This is a genomic window from Paracoccus aestuariivivens, assembly GCF_009711225.1.
Classification (GTDB): domain Bacteria; phylum Pseudomonadota; class Alphaproteobacteria; order Rhodobacterales; family Rhodobacteraceae; genus Paracoccus; species Paracoccus aestuariivivens.
The window spans coordinates 161320-182101 of the sequence record NZ_WMIE01000006.1 but is presented as its reverse complement, the minus strand read 5'-3'; the positions used below and the strand labels follow the sequence as shown (position 1 = coordinate 182101).

20 protein-coding genes are annotated in these 20782 nt (G+C 63.8%); 5 read left to right on the top strand and 15 right to left on the bottom strand.

Features of this window, described 5'->3' with window-relative positions:
* Positions 1-9 precede the first annotated feature (9 nt).
* From GL286_RS12345 to GL286_RS12330, 4 genes are all read right to left on the bottom strand, one after another.
* Complete coding sequence (locus tag GL286_RS12345; protein ID WP_155095864.1) at positions 10-759, bottom strand: SDR family NAD(P)-dependent oxidoreductase; 750 nt, start codon at positions 757-759, stop codon at positions 10-12.
* Positions 756-1934: an aldose 1-epimerase family protein gene (locus tag GL286_RS12340; RefSeq protein ID WP_155095863.1), complete on the bottom strand. Its 1179-nt coding sequence runs from the start codon at positions 1932-1934 to the stop codon at positions 756-758. Before GL286_RS12340 ends, GL286_RS12345 begins: the two co-directional genes overlap by 4 nt.
* Before the next feature lie 72 nt (positions 1935-2006).
* Positions 2007-2921 carry a sugar phosphate isomerase/epimerase family protein gene (locus GL286_RS12335; protein WP_155095862.1) on the bottom strand — a complete coding sequence of 305 codons (915 nt, stop codon included), beginning with the start codon at positions 2919-2921 and terminating at the stop codon, positions 2007-2009.
* An 18-nt stretch (positions 2922-2939) separates the two neighbouring features.
* Entirely contained in the window at positions 2940-4025 is a 1086-nt protein-coding gene (locus tag GL286_RS12330) for a Gfo/Idh/MocA family protein (RefSeq protein WP_155095861.1), read from the bottom strand.
* A gap of 221 nt (positions 4026-4246) precedes the next feature.
* Between GL286_RS12330 and GL286_RS12325 the strand changes: the two genes are divergently transcribed.
* Complete coding sequence (locus tag GL286_RS12325; RefSeq protein WP_155095860.1) at positions 4247-5254, top strand: LacI family DNA-binding transcriptional regulator; 1008 nt, start codon at positions 4247-4249, stop codon at positions 5252-5254.
* A gap of 32 nt (positions 5255-5286) precedes the next feature.
* Here the strand turns inward: GL286_RS12325 and repC are convergent, their stop codons facing one another.
* The 3 genes from repC to repA all read right to left on the bottom strand — a co-directional run bounded on the left by repC (position 5287) and on the right by repA (position 8733).
* Positions 5287-6453: a plasmid replication protein RepC gene (repC, locus tag GL286_RS12320; RefSeq protein WP_155095859.1), complete on the bottom strand. Its 1167-nt coding sequence runs from the start codon at positions 6451-6453 to the stop codon at positions 5287-5289.
* Positions 6454-6619: 166 nt separating this feature from the next.
* Positions 6620-7546, bottom strand: a complete 927-nt coding sequence (repB, locus tag GL286_RS12315; RefSeq protein ID WP_155095858.1) for a plasmid partitioning protein RepB — start codon at positions 7544-7546, stop codon at positions 6620-6622.
* Positions 7546-8733 carry a plasmid partitioning protein RepA gene (gene repA, locus GL286_RS12310; protein WP_155095857.1) on the bottom strand — a complete coding sequence of 396 codons (1188 nt, stop codon included), beginning with the start codon at positions 8731-8733 and terminating at the stop codon, positions 7546-7548. Before repA ends, repB begins: the two co-directional genes overlap by 1 nt.
* Before the next feature lie 409 nt (positions 8734-9142).
* On the opposite strand from repA, the gene GL286_RS12305 reads away from it, so the two are divergent.
* From GL286_RS12305 to GL286_RS12290, 4 genes are read left to right on the top strand one after another with little or no spacing between them, the layout of a single operon-like run.
* Positions 9143-9949, top strand: a complete 807-nt coding sequence (locus GL286_RS12305) for a MetQ/NlpA family ABC transporter substrate-binding protein (RefSeq protein ID WP_155095856.1) — start codon at positions 9143-9145, stop codon at positions 9947-9949.
* 30 nt (positions 9950-9979) lie between these two features.
* Positions 9980-10777: a MetQ/NlpA family ABC transporter substrate-binding protein gene (locus GL286_RS12300; protein ID WP_155095855.1), complete on the top strand. Its 798-nt coding sequence runs from the start codon at positions 9980-9982 to the stop codon at positions 10775-10777.
* Positions 10777-11886, top strand: coding sequence for a methionine ABC transporter ATP-binding protein (locus GL286_RS12295; protein WP_155095854.1), 1110 nt, complete (start codon positions 10777-10779; stop codon positions 11884-11886). The genes GL286_RS12300 and GL286_RS12295 overlap by 1 nt, the downstream gene beginning before the upstream one ends.
* Entirely contained in the window at positions 11864-12520 is a 657-nt protein-coding gene (locus GL286_RS12290; protein WP_211596321.1) for a methionine ABC transporter permease, read from the top strand. Before GL286_RS12295 ends, GL286_RS12290 begins: the two co-directional genes overlap by 23 nt.
* Positions 12521-12592: 72 nt before the next feature.
* On the opposite strand, the gene GL286_RS12285 is transcribed toward GL286_RS12290, so the two are convergent.
* The 8 genes from GL286_RS12285 to GL286_RS12250 form a co-directional block, all read right to left on the bottom strand.
* Positions 12593-13981, bottom strand: a complete 1389-nt coding sequence (locus GL286_RS12285; protein ID WP_155095853.1) for an LLM class flavin-dependent oxidoreductase — start codon at positions 13979-13981, stop codon at positions 12593-12595.
* Complete coding sequence (locus GL286_RS12280) at positions 13981-15195, bottom strand: SfnB family sulfur acquisition oxidoreductase (RefSeq protein ID WP_155095852.1); 1215 nt, start codon at positions 15193-15195, stop codon at positions 13981-13983. The genes GL286_RS12285 and GL286_RS12280 overlap by 1 nt, the downstream gene beginning before the upstream one ends.
* 1 nt (position 15196) lies before the next feature.
* Entirely contained in the window at positions 15197-16429 is a 1233-nt protein-coding gene (locus GL286_RS12275; protein WP_155095851.1) for an SfnB family sulfur acquisition oxidoreductase, read from the bottom strand.
* Between the two features lie 23 nt (positions 16430-16452).
* Positions 16453-17283, bottom strand: a complete 831-nt coding sequence (locus GL286_RS12270) for an ABC transporter permease subunit (protein WP_155095850.1) — start codon at positions 17281-17283, stop codon at positions 16453-16455.
* Positions 17283-18074, bottom strand: coding sequence for a taurine ABC transporter ATP-binding protein (locus tag GL286_RS12265; protein WP_155095849.1), 792 nt, complete (start codon positions 18072-18074; stop codon positions 17283-17285). Before GL286_RS12265 ends, GL286_RS12270 begins: the two co-directional genes overlap by 1 nt.
* On the bottom strand, positions 18071-19048 hold the full coding sequence (gene tauA, locus GL286_RS12260; RefSeq protein ID WP_155095848.1) for a taurine ABC transporter substrate-binding protein: 978 nt from the start codon (positions 19046-19048) through the stop codon (positions 18071-18073). The genes GL286_RS12265 and tauA overlap by 4 nt, the downstream gene beginning before the upstream one ends.
* A gap of 191 nt (positions 19049-19239) precedes the next feature.
* Positions 19240-20130: a nickel/cobalt transporter gene (locus GL286_RS12255; protein ID WP_155095847.1), complete on the bottom strand. Its 891-nt coding sequence runs from the start codon at positions 20128-20130 to the stop codon at positions 19240-19242.
* Complete coding sequence (locus tag GL286_RS12250; RefSeq protein WP_155095846.1) at positions 20112-20780, bottom strand: DUF1007 family protein; 669 nt, start codon at positions 20778-20780, stop codon at positions 20112-20114. Before GL286_RS12250 ends, GL286_RS12255 begins: the two co-directional genes overlap by 19 nt.
* Positions 20781-20782 lie beyond the last annotated feature (2 nt).

Genomic DNA, 20782 nt, shown 5'->3' with positions numbered 1-20782 from the left:
AGATCTTCCTTACTGCATCGTCCAGCCGCCATTGACGGCGAGTGACTGGCCCGTGATGAATCCCGCGTCCTCGGACAGGAAAAATTTGATCGCCGCCGCGATGTCTCCGGCATGGCCGCGCCGCTTGATCGACTGGCTGGCCAGAACCTTGGCGTTGTAGCCTTCGGGGTCGGGGTGGATCTTTTCGGCATCGGTCGGAAACGCCCCCGGCGCGATGGCGTTGACCGTGATGCCCCATTTGCCGAATTCCCGCGCCCATGCCCGCGTCAGGCCCAGAAGCGCGCCCTTGGATTGGACATAGGGCGACAGGTCCTCCCATCCGCCTGACAGCGTGATCGAGGTGATGTTGATCACCCTGCCCCAGCCCTGCCCGCGCATTCCGGGCAATGCGGCTTTCGTGCAGATCAGCGCGGCCTCGACATTCACGGCATGGATCATGGCGTGTTCGTCAAGGCTGTAGGCCTCGAACGGTTTCGAGGGATAGATCGCGGCATTGTTGATCACCGCATCCAGAGGCCCCGCCGCGACGATCCCGTCCAGCACCGATTGCAGCGCGGGCCTGTCGGCCAGATCGACCTCGACCGGATGCAGGCGCGCGGCCAGATCGGCGGGCGTGTCCGCGATCAGCGCAGCGTTCTTGGCATGGTCGCGGTCAAGGGCAAAGACCTCGGCCCCCGCCGCCAGCAGGTCCAGCGTGGTCTGGTGGCCAAGCCCGCCTGCGGCTCCGGTGTAAAGGATGCGGCGTCCGGTCAGGCTCATGCCCTGCCCTCCAGCTTGCGGAAATGGCCCGTGGGGGTCGGGTAATCGGTGTCGGGCTGGCCGTGGACGGCACGGATGCGGGCCTCGGCGGCACTCACGGCGGCAGCGTCGGGCAGGATGACGAAGCGGCTGTCATAGCGGCGCTCGTCGCCGTGGTTCAGCCAGATCATCTCGTCACGATCCCGCGCGGCCAGATTGCCCAGCACATGATGCGAGGACGGCTCGATCCCCAGCGCATATTGTCCCGCCTGAAGGTTCTGCCATTCATACTGGCAGGGAAACTGGTCCTTGCGCGTGACCACCATGAAGCCAAGCCCCAGACGGTCGTTTACCAGAGCGACGGGAACCTCGCCCGAGGCATCGGCGACCAGTTCGTGCTGCCAGACCTGTTCGTGGAAATCCATCTGCGGGCTAGGCAGGCTGCGATAGCCGACGCCCTGCTTGTCATAGGCCTCGGCATGGGCGGCCCAGACGGTTTCGGCGATGGGGGCCAGATAGCGCGCGCCTTCCTCAAGCACGGGATGGCCTACATTGATATGATAGCAATACATATGCGGCGTACGGTAGAACCCGCGATTGACCACGCGGTCGGACAGGCGGATTTCATTGCAGCCGACCTCGATCTCGATGCGGCGATGCAGTTCCAGATGCTCGCCGAAGACGGCGGATTGGGTGACGACCCCTTCGGCCCAAAGGGTGCAATTGTCCCCGTCCCAACGCTCGCCGTAACCGGTCAGATGCGCCGGGATCGTGCCCGCGCGACCGTGCAGGGAATGCGATGCCGTCTTGCGCGGGCCGTAGACATAGCTGTCGGTCGGAACGTCGTTCATGAACAGGATATGGTCCAGCCCGCAGGTCACCATCAGCCCCGAGAAGCTGCGCATCCAACCCAAGCCGCCCTCGCCCTCATACTCGGTCAGCGAAGGGTGGCGGAAGCCAGAGGGCGAGTGCCAGCCGATGGCGCGGCCGTTATGTTCGCAATCGGCGATATCCATGCAGCGATCGACCAGCACGGTAAAGCGCAGGCCAGAGCCGCTGCGGAATTCCAGCATGCGGTTGCCGCGCTCCAGCCCGTTCGACAACTCCATCAGGCGGACGCCCGCGACATGGGACAAGCCGCCGCTGGCGGCCTCGATCTCGCGGCGGGTGAAGGTCTTGCCGTAAAGTTCTACCATCTTGCCTAGTCCTGGGTCTGGTGGTGCAGACGGGGCGACGAAAGGGAAAACATCGCCCCGCCCCTGCTGGCTTCAGCAGCCGTTGGCGCGGAACTTGCCGTCAAGGAAGGCCTTCGCGCGGCCGACATCGGATTCGTCCAGATGCTCGATGATCATCGGGATGTTCGGGTGCTTCTGCGCCAGACGCTGCAGGTACAGGTCATAGTTCAGCTCTCCCAGACCGGGGGCGGGCAACTCGATCTCGCCGACGCCGCGGAAGGTGTGGCTTTCCGCCGCCGAGGCATCGCCGATGTCCGAATGTTTTTCCGACTTGTCATCGCCCGAGCGTTTCACGTCTTTGGCATGGGCAATCTTGATCTTGTCGGACAGCGCGTCGAAGACGAAGTTCAGCGTCTTGTCCATCTGGCCGATATTATGGGCCTCGAAATAGTTGGTCGGGTCCATCAGCAGTCCAAGGCCGGGATGATCCACCTCGGCGAACATGCGCAGGGTTTCCTCGACCGAACCGACAACGTTGTTCACATAGGTCTCCAGCAGGAAGACCGCGCCGTGATCCCATGCGAATTTCGCAAGATCGGTGATGACCGTGCGGCAATCGTCCCAGCCTTCCTCGGTCTTGTTCTTGGGGTGATGCACCCAGTCGCTGCCGGTGTCGAAAGTCCCCGTCTCCGAGATCACATAGGGCGAGCCCAGATATTGCGCATGGGCGAGGATCTCTTTCAGCCGGTCCAGACGCTGCTTGCGGGTGGCCGCGTCGGGATGGACGATGTTGGTATAGGCCGAGATACAGCTGACCGGCAGGTGATGGTCGCGGAACGTGTCGCGGATGGTGCGGCACTTGTCGGCTGTTACCTGCCCGTCCGAGACGTCGATATCCGAAAAATGCAGGTCCAGCTGGACCGTGTTGAAATCATGGGCGCGGATCTTTTGCGCCGTGGTCTTGAGGTCATAGGGGAAATACCCCGTGAAAATACCGGCTTGCATCATGACTGGTTTCCTCCCGATTCAGTCCTGAGAAATGTCGTGGGCGACGGTCCGGCCCTCGTCGATCGAGCGGTAGGCCGCCTCGACCAGCGCCATGGTCCGCACATTGTCGGCGACCGACAAAGCGGGGGCCTCGCCGCTGTGGATGGCCCATTGCAACTGCTCCATCACGCCGATGAAGGCATGCGGGAACCACATCGTGTCCCATTGCGGGGTGACCCATGCGCCGCCGGTTTCCTTGCGCGAGGCATAGGTCAGCGTCGAGGCAGCGCCTGTCGGCCAGCCGATCGTGCCCTTGGCCACGCCCTCGGTCCCCTCGACGCGCCAGTTGATATGCTGGTCGTCGGCATAGCCTTCCGCACGCGGACCGGACCAGACATCTTCCAGCGACAACGCGAGCAGCCCCGAGGGGAAGCGCAGCGTCGTCGCCACGATCCCGTCCTGATGGTCGAATTCGGTGCGCGGGTCGGTGCGGGTGACGGTCGTGACCTCGGTCGGGTCGCCGAACAGGAAACGCAGGGCATCCAGATGATGCACGCTCATGTTCGACAGGGTCAGACGGTCGTAATCGCGCAGGAACCCCTGCCAATGCGGGATGGCATGCATGTCGATCTGGGCGAAGACCGGCTCGCCCAGTGCGCCGCGGTCCAGCAACTGCTTGAGGACGCGGATCGACTGGTCAAAGCGCATGTTCTGGTTGACGGACAGGATCTTGCCTGCTGCCTTGGCCTCGTCGCGCAAGGCCCTCGCTTCCTCGAGCGACAAAGCCAACGGCTTTTGCGCGAGGACGCCTTTGACATGGGGCTGACGCAGCGCGTGCCGGATCAGCGCGGGCTGCAGATGCGGCGGATAGGCGATGTCCACGATCTGCACCTCGGGGTCCTCGATCAGGGCTTCGGGCGTGTCGTGGGTTTTCGGGATGCCGTGACGCGCGGCGACCTCGGCCGCCTTCGATCTGGTCCGCGAGGCAATGGCCACGACCGGAAAACCGGCCATCCGGTAGGCCTCGAGATGACATTCCGCCATGATCATCCCCGAGCCGATGGCCCCGATGCGGAAGTCACGGAACCGGATCTGCGGATCCGGCGTAAAGCTCGTCTCGGTCATCTACCCTCCCCTTCTGGCCTCCTCCAAGGCCTTGCTGATGGGAAACTCGCCACTCAGCGCGGCACGGGCAATCATCATATTCCATCATAACCCATCATTTTGGATCATTCTGACGATTTAACCGCGCAAATGACGGGGAGTTGACAATCAGAATGAGGTATTATGATGTGAATCGCAGAATTCCGGCCAATTTCTCGCAACAGATCACTTCAGGTGACATTATGCGGACGACCATTTCGGAGATTGCGGCCCGCGCGGGCGTCTCGACTGCCACGGTGGATCGGGTCCTGAACCAACGTCCGGGTGTTCGAAACCGCACACGTGAGATAATTTTGCGGATTGCCGGAGAGTTGGGTTATTTCGGCCCCCCTACCCTGTCGCATTCATCGGCGCTGCGTCTGGATTTCGTCCTGCCCGCCGGAACGAACAGCTTCATGCGCAATCTGCGCAATTGGCTGATCGAGGAATCCACGACCCGCTCGGACCTGTCCTTGCGCATCCATGATGTCGAGGAATGGAACGCGGGCAATGTCGCGCGCCGCCTGTCGGAACTGCGCGGCCAGACCGATGCGGTCGGCGTCGTTGCCCCTGATCGTCCCGAGGTGCGCGAGGAACTGAATGCCTTGGTCCAGTCCGGCGTCAAGGTCGCCACGCTGGTCTCGGACGTCGCCTCGGTGGACAAGGTCGGCTATGTCGGCGTCGACAATCGCGCCGCCGGTCGGCTTGCCGGTCTGCTGATGGGACGCTTCCTTGGCGAAGGTGTCGCCCGCGACATCGTGCTGTTTGTCGGCTCGCGGACCTATCGCGGACATGAGGAACGCGAGATGGGCTTCCGGTCGATCCTTGCCGAGGACTTCCCCGAATTGCGCATCAGGGCATGGGCCGAACTGGGCGATGATCGGGACCGCGCCTTTGACGAGATGCGCCGGATTCTGGCCGAGGGTCCGGTCGCCGGAGTTTACAATATCGGCTCGGGGAATCAGGGGATCGCCCGTGCCTTGCGCGACGCGCATCTGGGTCGCAAGACCGTCTTCATCGGGCACGACCTGACCGACGCCACGCGCCTGATGCTGATCGACCGCACGATGGACGCCGTGATCGATCAGAACCCACGGGTCGAGGCGCGCGAGGTCGTTCGCTTGCTGGTCTCGGCGGTTCGGGGCACGACGGAAAGCGAATATCCGCCGCGTCTGCAAGTCGTTTTCCGCGAGAATATTCCTGTCAGTTGACGGGAACGGCCTAAGTTGACAGCTGTCAACTCTCATGCGGAATGTGTCTTGCCATTCAACAATGCCATCACCATCGGGCCGGTCGAAAATTCCCCCAGTCGGGCTTTCTCGGTAAGCCGCCGCAAATAGGCCCCCGGTGATCTGATTGTCTGCACACGCTCCAGAATGCAGGCCAGCGCGATTGCCGCCGAAGATTGTCCCATTCGGCTGCAGGCTTCGGACCACAATCTTTGGTCGATCCCCAGCATGGGTCTTAGGACGCAAGCGGTTTGCCAAAGATCCCGCCATGATTGGATCGGTGACGGGGCGTAGATATTGATTTCTGATGCGGCTTTCAGAACAAGTTCAAGCGGGGGTTCCTGAACCTTTGTTCGTGAGCTTTCCGTTTGTGGATCTGTTTCATGGCAAGATTCAGATTCTTGGATATCAGGGTTTGAATTCTGATAGTGCCGCTCATTCTGGCTGTCATCGCCGCTCATTAATTCCGGATTGACGGGCAAAAGGCGGGATAGTTCCCGCAGGATTTCTTCGGTGTCGGCGATCAGACGATGCAGTTCCGCCATGTCCAGTTTGCGGCGCAAGCGGCGCTGCAATCCGGCAAGTCGCTCGGCAACCGGAATATCGCGAGGGGTTCCGGTCTCGATCAACCATAGAACCAGCTTCGAGGCATCACGCAGGCGCAGTACCGCAAGTTGACGCAGGTTGCGCAACTGCTGCGCGGTCTGGCGCGCAGCATGGGCTGCGTCGGTGATTTCGTCCGCGCGGATCAATAGGGGGCGCAGGTCGAACCCGAAGGCGTGGTCGATCTGGCCGTCCTGATCCCGCATCGCATAGCGTTTGCCGTTAGGGCTGTCATGCCGCAGGACCAGTCCCGCGCGAACCAAAGCGGCCATATGGCGGCGAAGGGTGCTTTCGGGCATCCCGTGGGCGCGCGCGGACAAGGACTGGTTCGAAGGGAAAACGATCAGGGCAGGGCCGTCATCCAGAGATTTGCCGGGATGGAACGTCAGCAGGGCCGACAGCACGGCCAGATCACGATCCGAAACCGCGAAATGGGCGCGGGCCTCGGTCAGGTCGCGGAGCAACGCCCATTTATCCGCTACGGGCGCGGGGGCAGGGGCCTCGGCCATGGTTTGATGTGCAAGATGGACAGCCGAAATCATCCGCCGCCCGAAAGGCGTCGTGGAAATATGCCTCATTCTGATATTCACGCAGCAATAGTTAGCCGCCCGCCTGAAAGACGCTGTTGACAGATGTCAACTTTTGCCGTTATCTGCGAGTGCTACATCGAGAAAACGGCCCTTCGGGATCTTCAGTCCTGGGGGGCTTTTCTTTTGCCTGTTCGTGCCTCCTTGTTGATTCTGCTTAGTTTTCCTTATGTCCGCGTGCTGGCTGTTTGCTAAGCCAGTCACGGTGAACCTCATGAATGTTCTGGATCAGCCACTCGCCAAAGGCGTTTCCTTCGCCGGTAAGCTCGATCATTGACTTGTTTTTACCGCGTTTCGCCTGACCCAACCGCTCGCCGCCATTGCCGCGAAGCACCTGCTGTGCGGATTTCGGGCGCGGGACGGCCAAGGCTTCGAGAACCGCCGCGAAACGGCTGTCGGAATCCTTGCCGACGGCTGCCTCGACCATATCCTGAACCGAACGGCCCTGAATTTTCTGGGACAATCCAAGCCAGCGGTCGCGCCCTGCGGAGGGGGCCGCGCCGATTGCCTGAATCAGTTCCTCGGGGACTGCATCGGTGACGGTCAGCATCCGAGAGATCACGGTCTTGTCGATCGACAGCGCATCGCAGATCACCTTGCGCTCGAATCCGGCCTTGACCATCTGGGCGGCGAAATTCGCCTTTTCGATAAAGCTCAGATCCTTGCGCGCCGAGTTTTCCTGACCCTGCGCGACGACCAGTTCCTGATCGTTCAGCGTCCGGACCATCGCCTTGACCGGCATGTTCAATTCGCGCATCGCCATGACGCGGCGACGTCCGAAAACGATGTCGTAGCGGCCCTCGAAATTCGGGGAATGGCGCAGAAGGACCGGAACCTGCTGGCCATATTCGCGCAGCGAATCCTTGAGCGATTCAATGCCCGAAGGATCGTCATCCAACCGGTCACGGATACCGGCATGGTCGATCAGTTCGGGCTGGACCTCGATGATCGCGCGGCTGCGCAACTCGCTGATCGACTTCGAGACCGCGCCGATCGCGCCCCGATCCGAGCGGGGCAGGGGCCTTGACTCGTCGCTGGTCGATGGTCCGCTCATCAGATCCTTCAAAAGGTCCTTGCGTGCCATCATACCCCCTTGCTGCGGCCCCAGGCCGCTTGGATCAATCCCTCGATCTCGCCATTCACGGCGTTCAGGCTTTCGATCGCGCGCTCATAGGTGGCGCGGGTAAACTGTGATTTTTCAACCTCGTACAAGGTCTGTTTGGTGATGCCCGCATCCGAGATCGCCGTAGATTTCAAGACCGGATGGTTCAGGACGTTTTCGCCGAACATCGAGCGCATGAAGCTGACCATCTGGTTTTGCGGCCCGTCGCCCGGCTCGTAGCGGGTGATGACGTAGCGCATCCAGTCATAGTCCATGCTGCCGCCCGCTTCGGCCACGACCCCCAGCAGGTTCGAGGTCATCAGCAGGAACTGGCACATCGACATGACGTCCAGCATTTGCGGATGCACGGTCACCAGAATTGCCGTTGCAGCGGACAGGGCGGACATGGTCAGGAATCCAAGCTGCGGCGGGCAGTCGATCACCACGATGTCGTAGTCTTTCTCGACTTCGGCCAGAGCATCGCCAATTCTGGTAAAGAAATAGCTACCCGAGCGTTCGCGCAACGCCATCGGTGTTGCGTGTTCGAACTCCATCAGGTCCAGATTGCCCGGAATCAGGTCCAGATTGGTGAAATAGGTCTGCTGGATCACCGAGCGCAGCGGTACGGGATCTTCGTAGCGGATGGCGTCGTAAAGCGTACCGCCATCGGGCAGGTCGAATTCGGGCTGGACCCCGTGCAGCGCCGAGAAACTGGCCTGCGGGTCAAGGTCGATCCCCAGAACGCGGTAGCCATCCAGCGCCAGTTTCTGTGCCAGATGTGCGGCGGTCGTCGTCTTGCCCGAGCCGCCTTTGAAGTTGATGACGGTGATGACCTGTAGATGGTCGCCCTCGCGCCGTCCGGGCAGGTAGGTTCCCGGCGACTTTGCGCCTTTCTCCAGCATTTCGCGCAGGGCCAGAATGTCGGCGGGGCTGTAATAGCGGCGTCCGCCGGCCCGCGTCTCGGGCGAGGGGCCCTTGCCGTCAAGATCGAGCTTGCGCAGATAGGCGTCCTTTACGCCAAGCAATTCAGCGACTTCGCCCGAGGTGAACTTGCGCAACTCGCGTTTCGCATCGGGCGGGAACAGTTGCTCGCGATGGGCTTGCAGCCGTTCGGAGAGGGCAGCGGCATGTCCGCCCACCAGCTTGTCGATTCGTGTCCGTGGCCGCATATTGTTCACTGTGCCTGCCCTCAATATCCGGCCAATTGTCGCTTTTCAGGATGCGTTGTTACGCTTTTGGCCGTCTTATTCTGTTTCTTGCGTAAATGAATGATGGGTTTCCGCGATTCTGGCAAGCAATTTTCCATGAGCGGACAAGATATTGCGCGGGATAGCTGATGCGATGGCGGGGTCACCGCTCGTTCACGACGTGACGCCCCCTGACGACCCGCTCTTGATTCGACCCGCTGGCAGGAAGCGCGCCGATACCATTCCTTCATCTTTTGGCGACCGGTTTTGGAAGATGCGCCTCTTTCGGGGTGGCTCTTTGGAATGGTTTCACCTGCGGCCCCGAATTAAAACGATCATATCAGTCGTGTTTTATCAGGACACGATCCAAAACCGATGATCGGGGCATGGAATGGGTGTAATAGGACGATACGGCTGGATGGTGGCGCTGTTGTTTGCAGCGACGCAACCGGCCTTGGGCGGGATCAAGGTCGGGGTGACTCCGGGAGCCTTGGCGGATTCGATCGAGGTCGCCGCGCGCGAGGCCCGCGACAGCGGCCTGCAGGTCGAGGTGGTCGAGTTCGGCGACTGGACCACGCCAAATCTGGCGCTGGAGAATGGCGATCTGGATCTGAACTACTTCCAGCATCAGGCATTCCTTGAAAACGCGGTCGGCGAAACCGGCTATGATCTGCGCGATGTCGCATTGGGGATCCTGCCGAATATCGGACTGTATTCCGAGCGGTTCCAGTCCCTTGACGATATACCCAAGGGCGCGCGGGTCGCGGTTGCCAGCGATCCGGTCAATCAGGGCAGGGGGCTGTCCTTGCTGCAAGCGGCGGGGCTGATCGGGTTGGACCCGAATGCCGGATGGAAGGCCGGACTGGACGACGTGACCGACAATCCCCGCGATCTGGAATTCGTCGAGATCGAGGGGCCGCAACTTGTCCGCGCCATTGCCGATGTCGATCTGGCACAGGGCTATCCCGCGCATTTCGTGAATGCCGGACGCGCCGATTTTGCCGGCAAGGCGCTGATCTATTCGGGACTGGCGGATCGGCAATTCGCCATCAGGTTCGTCACCCGCGACGACAACGCGACCGATCCCGAGGTCGCGCGCTTTATCGGGATCTACCAGAACTCGGCCAATGTCCGTTCGCAGATCGACACATCGAACGCGCATGATCCTCGGCTTTATTCGCTGCCCTGGCTCGACTGAGCGGGCAGGGGTCAACTTATGGAGAAGACAATGAAACTTGCTGCTGTGGCGCTTGCCGCCACCCTGTCACTGGCCGGTTTCGCCGTGGCGGACCCGTTGAAGATCGGCGTCGTTCCCGGCGCTTATGGCGATGCCGTCGAGGTCGCCGCGACCGAGGCCAAGGCCAAGGGCCTTGACGTCGAGGTGGTCGAGTTCAGCGACTGGACCACGCCAAATGTCGCGCTTGAAGCGGGCGATATCGACCTGAACTTCTTCCAGCACCGGCCCTTCCTTGAAAACGCCGAAAAGGAACGCGGCTATGATTTCGAGGTCGTCGGTCAGGGCATTCTGGCCAATCTGGGTCTTTATTCGCTGAAGCACTCAAGCCTTGACCAGATCCCGCAAGGCGGCAGCGTCGCTATCGCCAACGATCCGGTCAATCAGGGTCGCGGTCTGCTGCTGCTCGAGCGTGCCGGTCTGGTCAAGCTGCGCGAGGGCGTCGGATTCCTTGGGACGCTGGACGACATCACCGAGAACCCCAAACAACTGACCTTCACCGAGGTCGAGGGGCCGCAACTGGTCCGCATCACCGGCGATGTCGATCTGGCGCAGGGCTATCCGCATTTCATCGTAGCGTCGGGGGCCTTCGATCCGGCCTCGGGCCTGATCTATTCCGGTATCGAGGACAAGCAATTCGCGGTCAGCTTTGTCGCGCGCGCCAAGGACAAGGACGATCCGCGCATCGCGCAGTTCATCGACCTGTTCCATGCCTCGCAAGCCGTCAAGGATCAGGTCCACAAATCCTTCGCCGACAGCGACAAGCTGTATATCCTCGCGTGGCAAAGCTGATGGCGGGCGCGTCGGCGATCCTGCACAGGGGGGCGGCGGTTGACGCCGCTGCCCCAGCCGCAGCCATCCGCAAGGCGGGAACCGTCCGGCTTGAAGGGCTGGGCAAGACCTATGTCTCGGCCGCCGGAAAGGTCGTAGCGCTCAACGCCATCGACCTCGATATCTGCGCGGGCGAGATCTTCGGCATTATCGGGCGCTCGGGCGCGGGCAAGTCCAGCCTGCTGCGCACGATCAACCGGCTGGAACAGCCCAGTTCGGGCCGCGTTCTGATCGACGGGCAGGACATTTCGGGTCTGGACGAGACGGGGCTGGTCGCGTTGCGCCGCCGCGTCGGCATGATCTTCCAGCACTTCAACCTGCTTTCGGCCAAGACCGTGCGCGAGAACGTGGCCCTGCCGCTGCGCGTGGCGGGCCTGCCCGCGGCCGAGATCGCGCGGCGGGTCGAGCAGGCGTTGGGGCTTGTCGGTCTGTCCGGCAAGGGCGAGAGCTATCCCTCTCGCTTGTCGGGCGGCCAGAAGCAGCGCGTCGGCATTGCCCGCGCCCTTGTCAGCCGCCCCGAGATCCTGCTTTGCGACGAGGCGACCTCGGCGTTGGACCCCGAGACGACCGGCGCGATCTTGCGGCTTTTGCGCGACATCAACCAGCGGCTCGGGCTGACCATCGTGCTGATCACCCATGAAATGAGCGTGATACGCGAAATCTGCGACCGCGTTCTGGTCCTCGAACGCGGCGAACTGGCCGAGGAAGGCCCCGTCTGGCAAGTCTTCGGGGCGCCGCAGCATGACGCGACGCGGGCGCTGCTTCAGCCGCTGCAGCACGCATTGCCCGAAGATCTGGCCTGCCGCCTGCGCAAGGACCGCCGCGATCCGCAGGATCACGCCATCGTCGAACTCGGCTTTGCCGGATTGGCCGTGCCCGATCTGGCGCGGCTGGCCCGCTTGGCGGGGGATGGTCCGCTACGGCTGGTCCTGTCGCAGATTGACCGCATTCAGGGACGCGCCATCGGCAAGATCGTTCTGGCGCTGGGGCCAATGACGCAGCCCGACGCGTTTGCGGGTGTCTCGGACAGCATGAGGGTACTGGGTTATGTTGACAGCACAGATGGTTGACCGCCTGCAGCAGGCATTCTGGGATACGCTGGTCATGGTTTCGGTCTCGGCCGGAGTCGCGGTGGCATTGGGCATTCCGCTGGCCGTTTTTCTGGTCGTCTCGGGTCCGGGCGGCTTTCTGGCCGCGCCGCGCCTGAACCGCGCCGTCGGCTGGCTGGTGAACGGGTTCCGTGCCGTGCCCTTCATCGTGCTGCTGGTGGCGTTGATCCCGTTTACCCGACTGGTTGCCGGCACGACCATCGGGGTCTGGGCGGCCATTGTGCCGCTGGCGGTCTCGGCCACGCCCTTTTTCGCCCGCATCGCCGAGGTATCGCTGCGCGAGGTCGATCCGGGTCTGGTCGAGGCCGCCCAATCCATCGGCTGCCGCCGCTGGGATATCGTCCGCCACGTGCTTCTGCCCGAAGCGCTGCCCGGCATCGTCGGAGGGTTCACCATCACGGTGGTCTCGATGATCGGCGCATCCGCCATGGCGGGCGCGGTCGGGGCGGGGGGCTTGGGCGATGTGGCGATCCGTTACGGATACCAGCGCTTCGATACCACGGTGATGCTGGTGGTGATCGCGATCCTGATCCTTCTGGTCTCGGCGGTGCAATTTACGGGCGATCTAGCGGTGCGTCGTCTGAAAGTGCGCTAAGGCGGTCGGACGGACCGCAAAAGCCCCGGCGGGTCGATCCCGCCGGGGCTTTTCGCTTTCCGGTCCGTGCCGCTACTCGGCTGCGGCCAGCGTGCTGCCGGGCCGGAACTCATGCGCCGCGTGGCTTGCGGGCAGACGGTCGCCATTGCCGAACAGCTTCCGGCGCAGGGTTCCGGCGCCATAGGCGGTCTTGAAGCTGCCCCGCGATTGCAGTTCCGGCACGACCAGATCCGCGAAATCCTCGTAGGTTTCGGGCGTGGCCAGCCGCGTCAGGTTGAAGCCGTCGATCTCGCCCTCGCGCATCCAGCTTTCCAGCTCGTCGGCGACTTCGGCGGGCGTGCCTACTGCCAAAGGATAACGGCCTCCCAGCGCGAGTTGCCCCAGAAGGTCGCGCTTGGTCCAGCCGCGGCTTTCGGCAAGCTGGGTGGCCGACTGGATCGCGTTTGTCGGACCATAGGGGATGCGCTCGTCCAGACCGTAGCGCGCGAAATCGATGCCGGTCGAAGCCGCGAAATGCACCAGGCCGGCCTCGGGACTGGAATGGAGGCGGTATTCCTCAAGCTTCTCGCGCGCGGCTTTCGCGCTGCGGTCGGTGACGACATTGATCCCGATGATGATGCGGATATCGGCGGGATCTCGGCCCGCATCCCGCACCGCCTCGCGGATGCTGCGGGCGGCCTTGCGCGCCAGTTCCTTTTCGGGGGCCGAGATGAAGACGCATTCCGCATGGCGCGCGGCGAACAGCTTGCCGCGACCCGAGGTACCGGCCTGAAACAGCACCGGAACCCGCTGCGGCGAGGGCTCGGACAAATGCCAGCCCTCGACATCGTAGAAGCGGCCATGATGGGTGATCTTCCGGACCTTCGCCGGATCTGCATAGATGCGGGCGGCGGGATCGCGGATCACCGCGTCATCATCCCACGATCCTTCCATCAGCTTGTAAAGCACATCGAGATATTCGTCGGCCTGATCGTAGCGTTGATCGTGTCCCGACTGGCCGTCGCGCCCGACCGCGCGGGCCGCGCTGTCCAGATAGCCGGTCACGATGTTCCAGCCGATCCGGCCCCCGGTCAGGTGATCCAGCGTCGAAAGCCTGCGGGCAAAGGTGTATGGCGCTTCCTGATTGACGTTCACCGTGACGCCGAAACCCAGATTCTGCGTCACCGCCGCCATGGCCGAGACCAGCAGCACCGGATCATTGACCGGCAGTTGCACGGATTCGCGCAGCGTCAGATCGACGCCACCGCCATAGATGTCGTAGGTGCCAAGGATATCGGCCAGAAACAGCCCGTCGAACAGGCCGCGCTCCAGCGTTTTCGCCAGATCGGTCCAGTAATCCAGACGCGTGTAATCCTGCGAGCGGTCGCGCGGATGGGTCCATTGGCCGTGATTGATATGGCCGACCGAGTTCATGTTGAAGGCGTTGACGATGATGTGCCGGCCCAGTTTCTCATATGCCATCAGATTGCTCCGTGTCGCGGCGGATTGATGCCGTTCAGGCTGTGATTGCCGATCGCGTGGTATTTCCAGCGCACCGGATCGTGCAGGCTGTGGGTGCGGACATTGCGCCAGTGCCGGTCCAGATTGTCCTCGGTCAGGGTGGCCGAGGTTCCGGTCAGCTCGAACAGTTTCGATGCGGCCAGAAGGCCCGCCGTCGTCGTCAGCGCCCGCGCCGCCGCGACCGCAAGCGAGGCCTGCGCCACGGTGAAATCCGTCGTGTCGGCGATGGCCTCGTCCACGGCGCGTCCGGCGCGGTGCAGCAATGCCTCGGCGGCGCGCAGGCGCAGCGCGACATCACCGACGCCCGCGACCAGCAAGGGATCGTCGGCGGCGCGGTCCACCCCCGAATCCAGCCACGGCCTTGCGCGTTCATGGATGAAGGGCAGCGTGTCCTGAAACGCCCCCTTGCCGATGCCAAGGTCGATTGCCGCATGCAGGATCTGCGCCAGAGGGCCGATCGGGGTCGGGTTCTCGAAACTCGACTGGAACGGCACGACCCAGTCCGGCTGCACCTCGACCCTGTCGAACGCGACCGAGCCAGATCCGGTCACGCGCTGCCCGAACCCGTCCCAGTCATCCGTGACCGAGACGCCGTCCGCCGCGCGCGGGATGAAGACGATCTGCTGGCGCTCGTCCTCGTCCACGACAAGGGTCGGGATCCAATGGGCAAAGATCGCTCCGGTGCAGTAGAATTTCTGTCCGGTGACGAACAGCCTGTCGCCATCGCGGCTTAGTCGGGTGCGGCGGTTGAAATCCCTTGCGCCGATCTCGGCCAGCGCGTTGCCGAAGCGGTGGCCCGCCAGCGCCAGCGCGTTGAAGCGGGCCTGTTGGTCGGGGCTGCCGCCGCTGCGCAGGACTTCCAGCGCGTAGAAATGGTTCTGCGGAATCTGGGCCAGCGAGCCATCCGCCGCGCCGATGATGGCGATGACCCGCGCCAGCGTCACGACCGAGACTCCGGCCCCGCCATGTTCGCGGGGCACGCTGATCCCCCATAGTCCCGAGGCGCTGAAACGTTCCAGCTGTTGCCATGGCAGGATGCGGTCACGGTCGCGCACCGAGGCATAGGCCGCGAATTCGGCGGCAAGGCTGTGGGCGGTCTCGATGGCTTCCGCGTCACTCGCGATCAGGTGGACCTCGGCGGGGGGCGGGGCGGGCTGGGGGGCGGTCTTGGTCATGTCAGTTCCATTGATGACGTGCGGGCAGGGCGTCGTTCAGGTGCCAGTTGCCCAGCAGGTGGTATTTCCAGCGCAGCGGGTCATGCAGCGTATGGACGCGGGCGTTGCGCCAGATCCGGCCCAGATTCGGCGCGGCGCGGGTGGCGGATGAACCGGCCAGTTCGAAAAGCTTCTCGGCGGTGTTCAGCGCGGCTTCCGAGGTCAGGATCTTGGCCTCGGCTACCGCGACCGAGGCGCGGGCGCTGGATTCCTCGGTGATCTCGCTGGCGGCGATCTGGTTCAGCAGGCGCGCGGCGTCATGCAGGACCGCGCGGGCCGCCCATATGTCGATCTGCAACCGGCCGATCTCGGCGATGATATATGGATCGTCCTGAGCACGGGCGACGCCGGAATCGACCCAGGGCCGCGACTTGTCGCGGACAAAGGCGATGGCTTCGTCCAAGGCCCCGATGGCGATGCCGCTGTCGATGGCGGCTTGCACCAGTTGCGAGACCGGTCCCGCCAGCCCCGGAACCTGCGCCCGCTGCCAGACCGGAATGATCTGGTCAGGGGGTATCCGCACATTGTCGAAAACCACCGTCCCCGAGGCGGTCGTCCGCTGGCCGAAGCTTGACCAGTCGTCGATGACCTCGACTCCTGCCGCGTCATGGGGAACGCAGACCTGTACGGGGCGGCCCTGTTCGTCATTGGCGCGGGTCGGAATCCAATGGGCAAAGATCGCGCCCGTCGAATAGAAGCGCCGACCGTTCAGCCGCAGATCGCCATCCGTGCCGCGCGATAGTCCGGTCGTGTTATGGGTCAGGGCCTTGCGACCCTTTTCCGGCCCTGCATTTCCGATCCGCGCACCGGCCAGCACCTCGGCATACCAGCGCGCTTTCTGCTGGGGGCTGCCCGCTTCGGACAGAAGCTGGAGGACGCCGAAATGGTTCTGCGGGATCTGGCCGACCGAACTGTCCGCCGCACATAGGATCTCGAACACCTCGGCCAGCGTCAGATAATCCAGCCCCGGCCCGCCATGGGCCTTTGGCACGGTCAGCGCCCCCAACCCCGAGGCGGTGAAGGCGGCGATCTCGTCAAAGGGCAGGATGCGGTGCCGGTCGCGCTCGGCGGCCTTCGGGGCCCAGTCGGCGGCGAGATGACGCGCGGCCTCAAGCGCCTGGGCGCGGGTCTCGATCCGGTCCGGCGCGACCGGAGGGCTGGTCAGGGGTTGCGATCTGGGGTCATGGATGGTCATGGGGAAATCCTTGCGACTGGGGGTCAGTTCTTTCCGATCCACGGCACGAAGCGCCGCTCGATCAGGCGCAGCCCGATCTCGGAAATCGTGGCGAGCGCCGAGATCACCAGAATCCCCGCGATCACCATGTCGGTGACCAGAAATTGCGCGGCGAACTGGATCATGTAGCCAAGGCCACGGGTGGCCGCGACCAGCTCGGCCGCGACCAGCGTTGTCCAGCCCGCGCCAAGCGCGATGCGGATTCCGGTCAGGATCGAGGGCAGCGCGGCAGGCAGCAGGACGTAGCGGACCACCTGCCAGCGGGTCGCGCCAAAGGCCCGCGCGGCGCGGATCTGGCTTTCGCCCGCTGCGCGCAGCCCCGCTGCGGTCGAGATGACGATGGGCGCCAGCATGGCGATGCCGATGACAAGGATCTTGGAAGGCTCGCCGATGCCGCACCAGATGATGATGAGCGGCAGATAGGCCAAGGGCGGTAGTGGGCGGACGAACTCGACCAGGGGGTCCAGAATGCCGCGCCCGACGCGCGAGGTCGCGATCAGCACGCCGACCGGAATTCCGACCGCCATGGTCGCGACCAGCGCCGCCAGCACCCGCCACAGGCTGGCCGCGACATGCTGCCATAGCAGGGCATTGGCATAGCCTTCGGTCGCAGCGCGGTGGATGGCCTGCGCGACCCGCAAGGGCGAGGGCAGGAAGACCGGCGACACCCAGCCCCGCGCCGAGGCGATGCTCCAGACCAGCAGAACCGCTGCCATCGTGGCCAGTGCAAGGGCCGGCCCGACCGGAATGGAACGCGGCGGGCGTGGTTTCGGGGACAGGGGCATAGCGGGGCCGTCGATGGCGCTATCGGTCATCACGCGGCCTCGCGGGCATGGATGGCGTCCACCAGCCGCTCGCGGGCGGCGATGAATTCCGGTTCGGACCTGAGCGCGCGGGGATCTTCTCCGGCAAGGAAGCGGCGGCCCCAAAGGGTCTTTTCCTCATGGGTGATGCGTCCGGGCGAGGGGGTCAGAACGACGACGCGGGTCGATAGAAACAGTGCTTCCTCGATGCTATGGGTGATCAGCAGGGCTCCGGCATGACTGTCGCGCCAAAGCTTCAGGATCAGCCCGTGCATCCGTTCCCGCGTCATCGCGTCCAGCGCGCCAAGGGGTTCGTCCATCAGCAGGAATTCGGGGCGGGCCGCCAAGGCGCGGGCCAGACCGATGCGCTGGCGCTGTCCGCCCGACATCTGCCAGATAGGCTTGTCGCCCTGATCTGCCAACCCGACCGAGCCCAGCAGGTCCAGCGCGACCCTGCGTCTTGCCTCGGCACCGATGCCCGCCAGTTTCAGCGGCAAAGCGACATTTGCCGCGACGTTGAGCCATGGCAGCAACCCGTCATCCTGAAAGATCACGGCCCGCTCCGGCCCCGGTCCGCGCACGGATCGACCGTCGATCAGCACCTGCCCCGAAGACGGGCCCAGAAAGCCCGCCGCAAGGTTCAGCACCGTGGTTTTCCCCGAACCCGAGCGCCCGATCAGGCTGACGAACTCGCCGCGCCGGATCGCCAGAGAGACACCGGCAAGCACGGGCGCTGCGGCGCCGTAGCGCAAGGTCACGTCGCCGAGCGACAGGACCGCATCGGGGCGCTGCGGCGCGGTCATTTCAGCGCCGCGCTGGCGTAGCTGGCGTTCACATAGGGGGCGTAATCGGCCAAGGCCTTGGCCGAGCCCTGCGCTTCCAGAAAACCCGCCGTCGCCTTCAGCGCCTTGGCCGTCGCTCCGCCCAGAAAACTGTCAGAGGTCTGGTCGGCCAATCCGGCGAACGCATAGCCCCGAAGCAGCGCGGGCACGTCGGCGGCGGGCGCTCCGGTCAGTCGGGCGATCTCGGCCACCTCGGGGCTGTCGGGTCCCCATGCCGCCGGATCGGCCAGATAGGCGTCGGTCGCCGCGCCCGTGGTCTTGACGAAGGCGGTGACGATTGCGGGGTTCTTTTCGGCATAATCCTTGCGGACGATCCATGCGTCAAAGGTCGGTCCGCCCCAATCCGCGACCTGTTTGCTGTCGGCCAGAACCGTTCCACCGCTGGCCTTGATCTGGTTCAGCACCGGATCCCAGACATAGGCCCCGTCGATATCGCCGCGTTCCCATGCCGCGCCGATCTCTTGCGGGCGCAGGTTCAGTAGGCTGACTTCGGCGGGATCGACGCCCCAATGGCCAAGCGCCGTCAGCAGCGAATAATGTGCGGTCGAGACAAAGGGTGTCGCGATCTTTTTCCCCTTGATGTCGGCCGGATCAGTGATGCCCTTGACCGCCAGCGCCTCGGCCTCGGCGATATTGCCGACGACATAGACCGTCTCGACCGGCAATTGCTGCGAGGCCGCCGCGGTCAGGGGCGAGGAGCCGACATAGCCGATATCGATCGCCCCCGAGGCGATGGCCGCGATCACATCTGCGCCGCCTCCGAACAGCTTCCATTCGATCTCCGCGCCGGTCGCGGTTTCGTATAGGCCCTGCGCCTGCGCGACGCGGGCGGGCTCGACGATCTGTTGCCATCCGATGCGCAGGTTCTCGGCCCATGCGGGCAGCCCGAGCGCCGTGAAAATGGCGGTGGACAGGATAAGGCGGTTGGGTGTCATGGCGCTCTCGATTGGCCGGAATGGCCGTGCGGGATTATTCACGACTTAATTTACCGTGATTTCTCGGGCGCTCCATTCCAAAGAGTCCCCGCCAAAGAGAAGCGGGGTCATCGCGGCGACCGCGCGAAAGGAAAGAATTGTTCTGTGACGGGCGCGAACCCGACGCGCGGCGAGGGCGCGGTCGGGTGAGGCTAGGCGATCATGCCCAGCGAAAGCGCGGCGATGCCCAGACCGGCCAGCACTTCGAACAGCGGCAGAACCTGACGGGAATATCCCGCCTGACCCGCCGAAAGGACCGTGGTCTCGCGGGCAAAGACGCTGAGGCCCGCGACGACGATCGTCAGGGTGGCCGTGCCCATCGACATGGCGATGACGCCCAACAGTCCGGCGGTCAGGATGCCCATATGCCATGTCAGCACCAGCAGCAGGATCGCTCCGGAACACGGCCGGATCGCGATGCCAAGGATCAGGGCCAGCATCTCGCGCAGGCTACCCGATTGGCGCAACTGTTCCGGCGTCGGGCCGTGGCTGTGACCGCAGCCGCAATGGTCGTCGTGGTGATGGTGATCGGAATGGGTTGCGGCTTGGCGCTGCCGCAGCAGCTTGGCCGCCCCACGGAACGCCAGCCACAGCCCGACAAGTCCGGTCGCAACCGCGCTGGCCGAGATCAGATGCCCCTCGGCCAGCGTTGTCAGTTGCGTGCGGGTCAGGCCAAGGGTCAGCATCCCCAGCCAGACCAGCAGGATCGCCGTAGTCGCCTGACCCAGCGCGGCAAGAACCGAGATCAGCGACAGGCGCAGCAGGGGAACGTTCCGGCCCAGACCGTAGCCGCCGATGATGACCTTGCCATGACCCGGCCCCAGCGCATGGAAGAAGCCATAGCCGAAACACAGGGTCAGCAGGACGCCTGACGCGCCGGTTTCATGCGCGCGGAGCGACCGCAGGATGCCCGCAAGCTGGTTCTGGAAATCGCGCTGCCAGCCCGCCGCCCATCTGGCAAGCTGCAGGTCCATTCCGGCCGCCAGCCACCACAGCAGCGCCGCGAACAGGACCAGCGGGACGATCAGGATGGCGCGTCGCATGACACCACAAAACTGTCGGCGAAAAGGATGCCGATATCGGGAATCTCGATTTCCTGAAACGGGTCGTCGGTGACGTCAAGCGCGGCCAGCTTCTCGCCATATTTGGCCTGTGCCGCAGCTTCATCGGCCTTGTCGCGCCGCACCCGACAATCGTCGCGCCCGTCGATGCGCGGCTCTTTCGGGACATCATAGGCCACGAAATAGCTGGGATCATAGGACCGCGCCACGATATCCGCCCCCGCGACAGCGACCGCCGAGGCCAGAGGCCGGATATGCGAGGTGATGACCCGTCCGTTCTCGAAGCGGACCTTGTGCTGTTCGGGGCCGCGCAGAGTGACCGGCTGACTCGCGATCTCGACCGAGAAATCTCCGGGAAAGCCCGCCGCCCAATCGACATCCTGACCGGCAAAGGCGTCCAGCCGCTCCTGTTCGGGGGTGCCGTCGCCATCGCTGTCCAGACCGTTTTCCTCGATCATCAGCAGCGAATAGAACTCGTCATAGGCCCAATCGACGCGGATCGCCTGAAGCTCGCCCGAGGGCGAGAAGACCAGACTGAAATCCGTGTCGATGAAGACATGCGGATGCGCGTTTGCCGGTGTCGAAAGCGGCAAAAGCAGGAGAAGGGCTGCGAGATGTGATCCGGAACGCATCG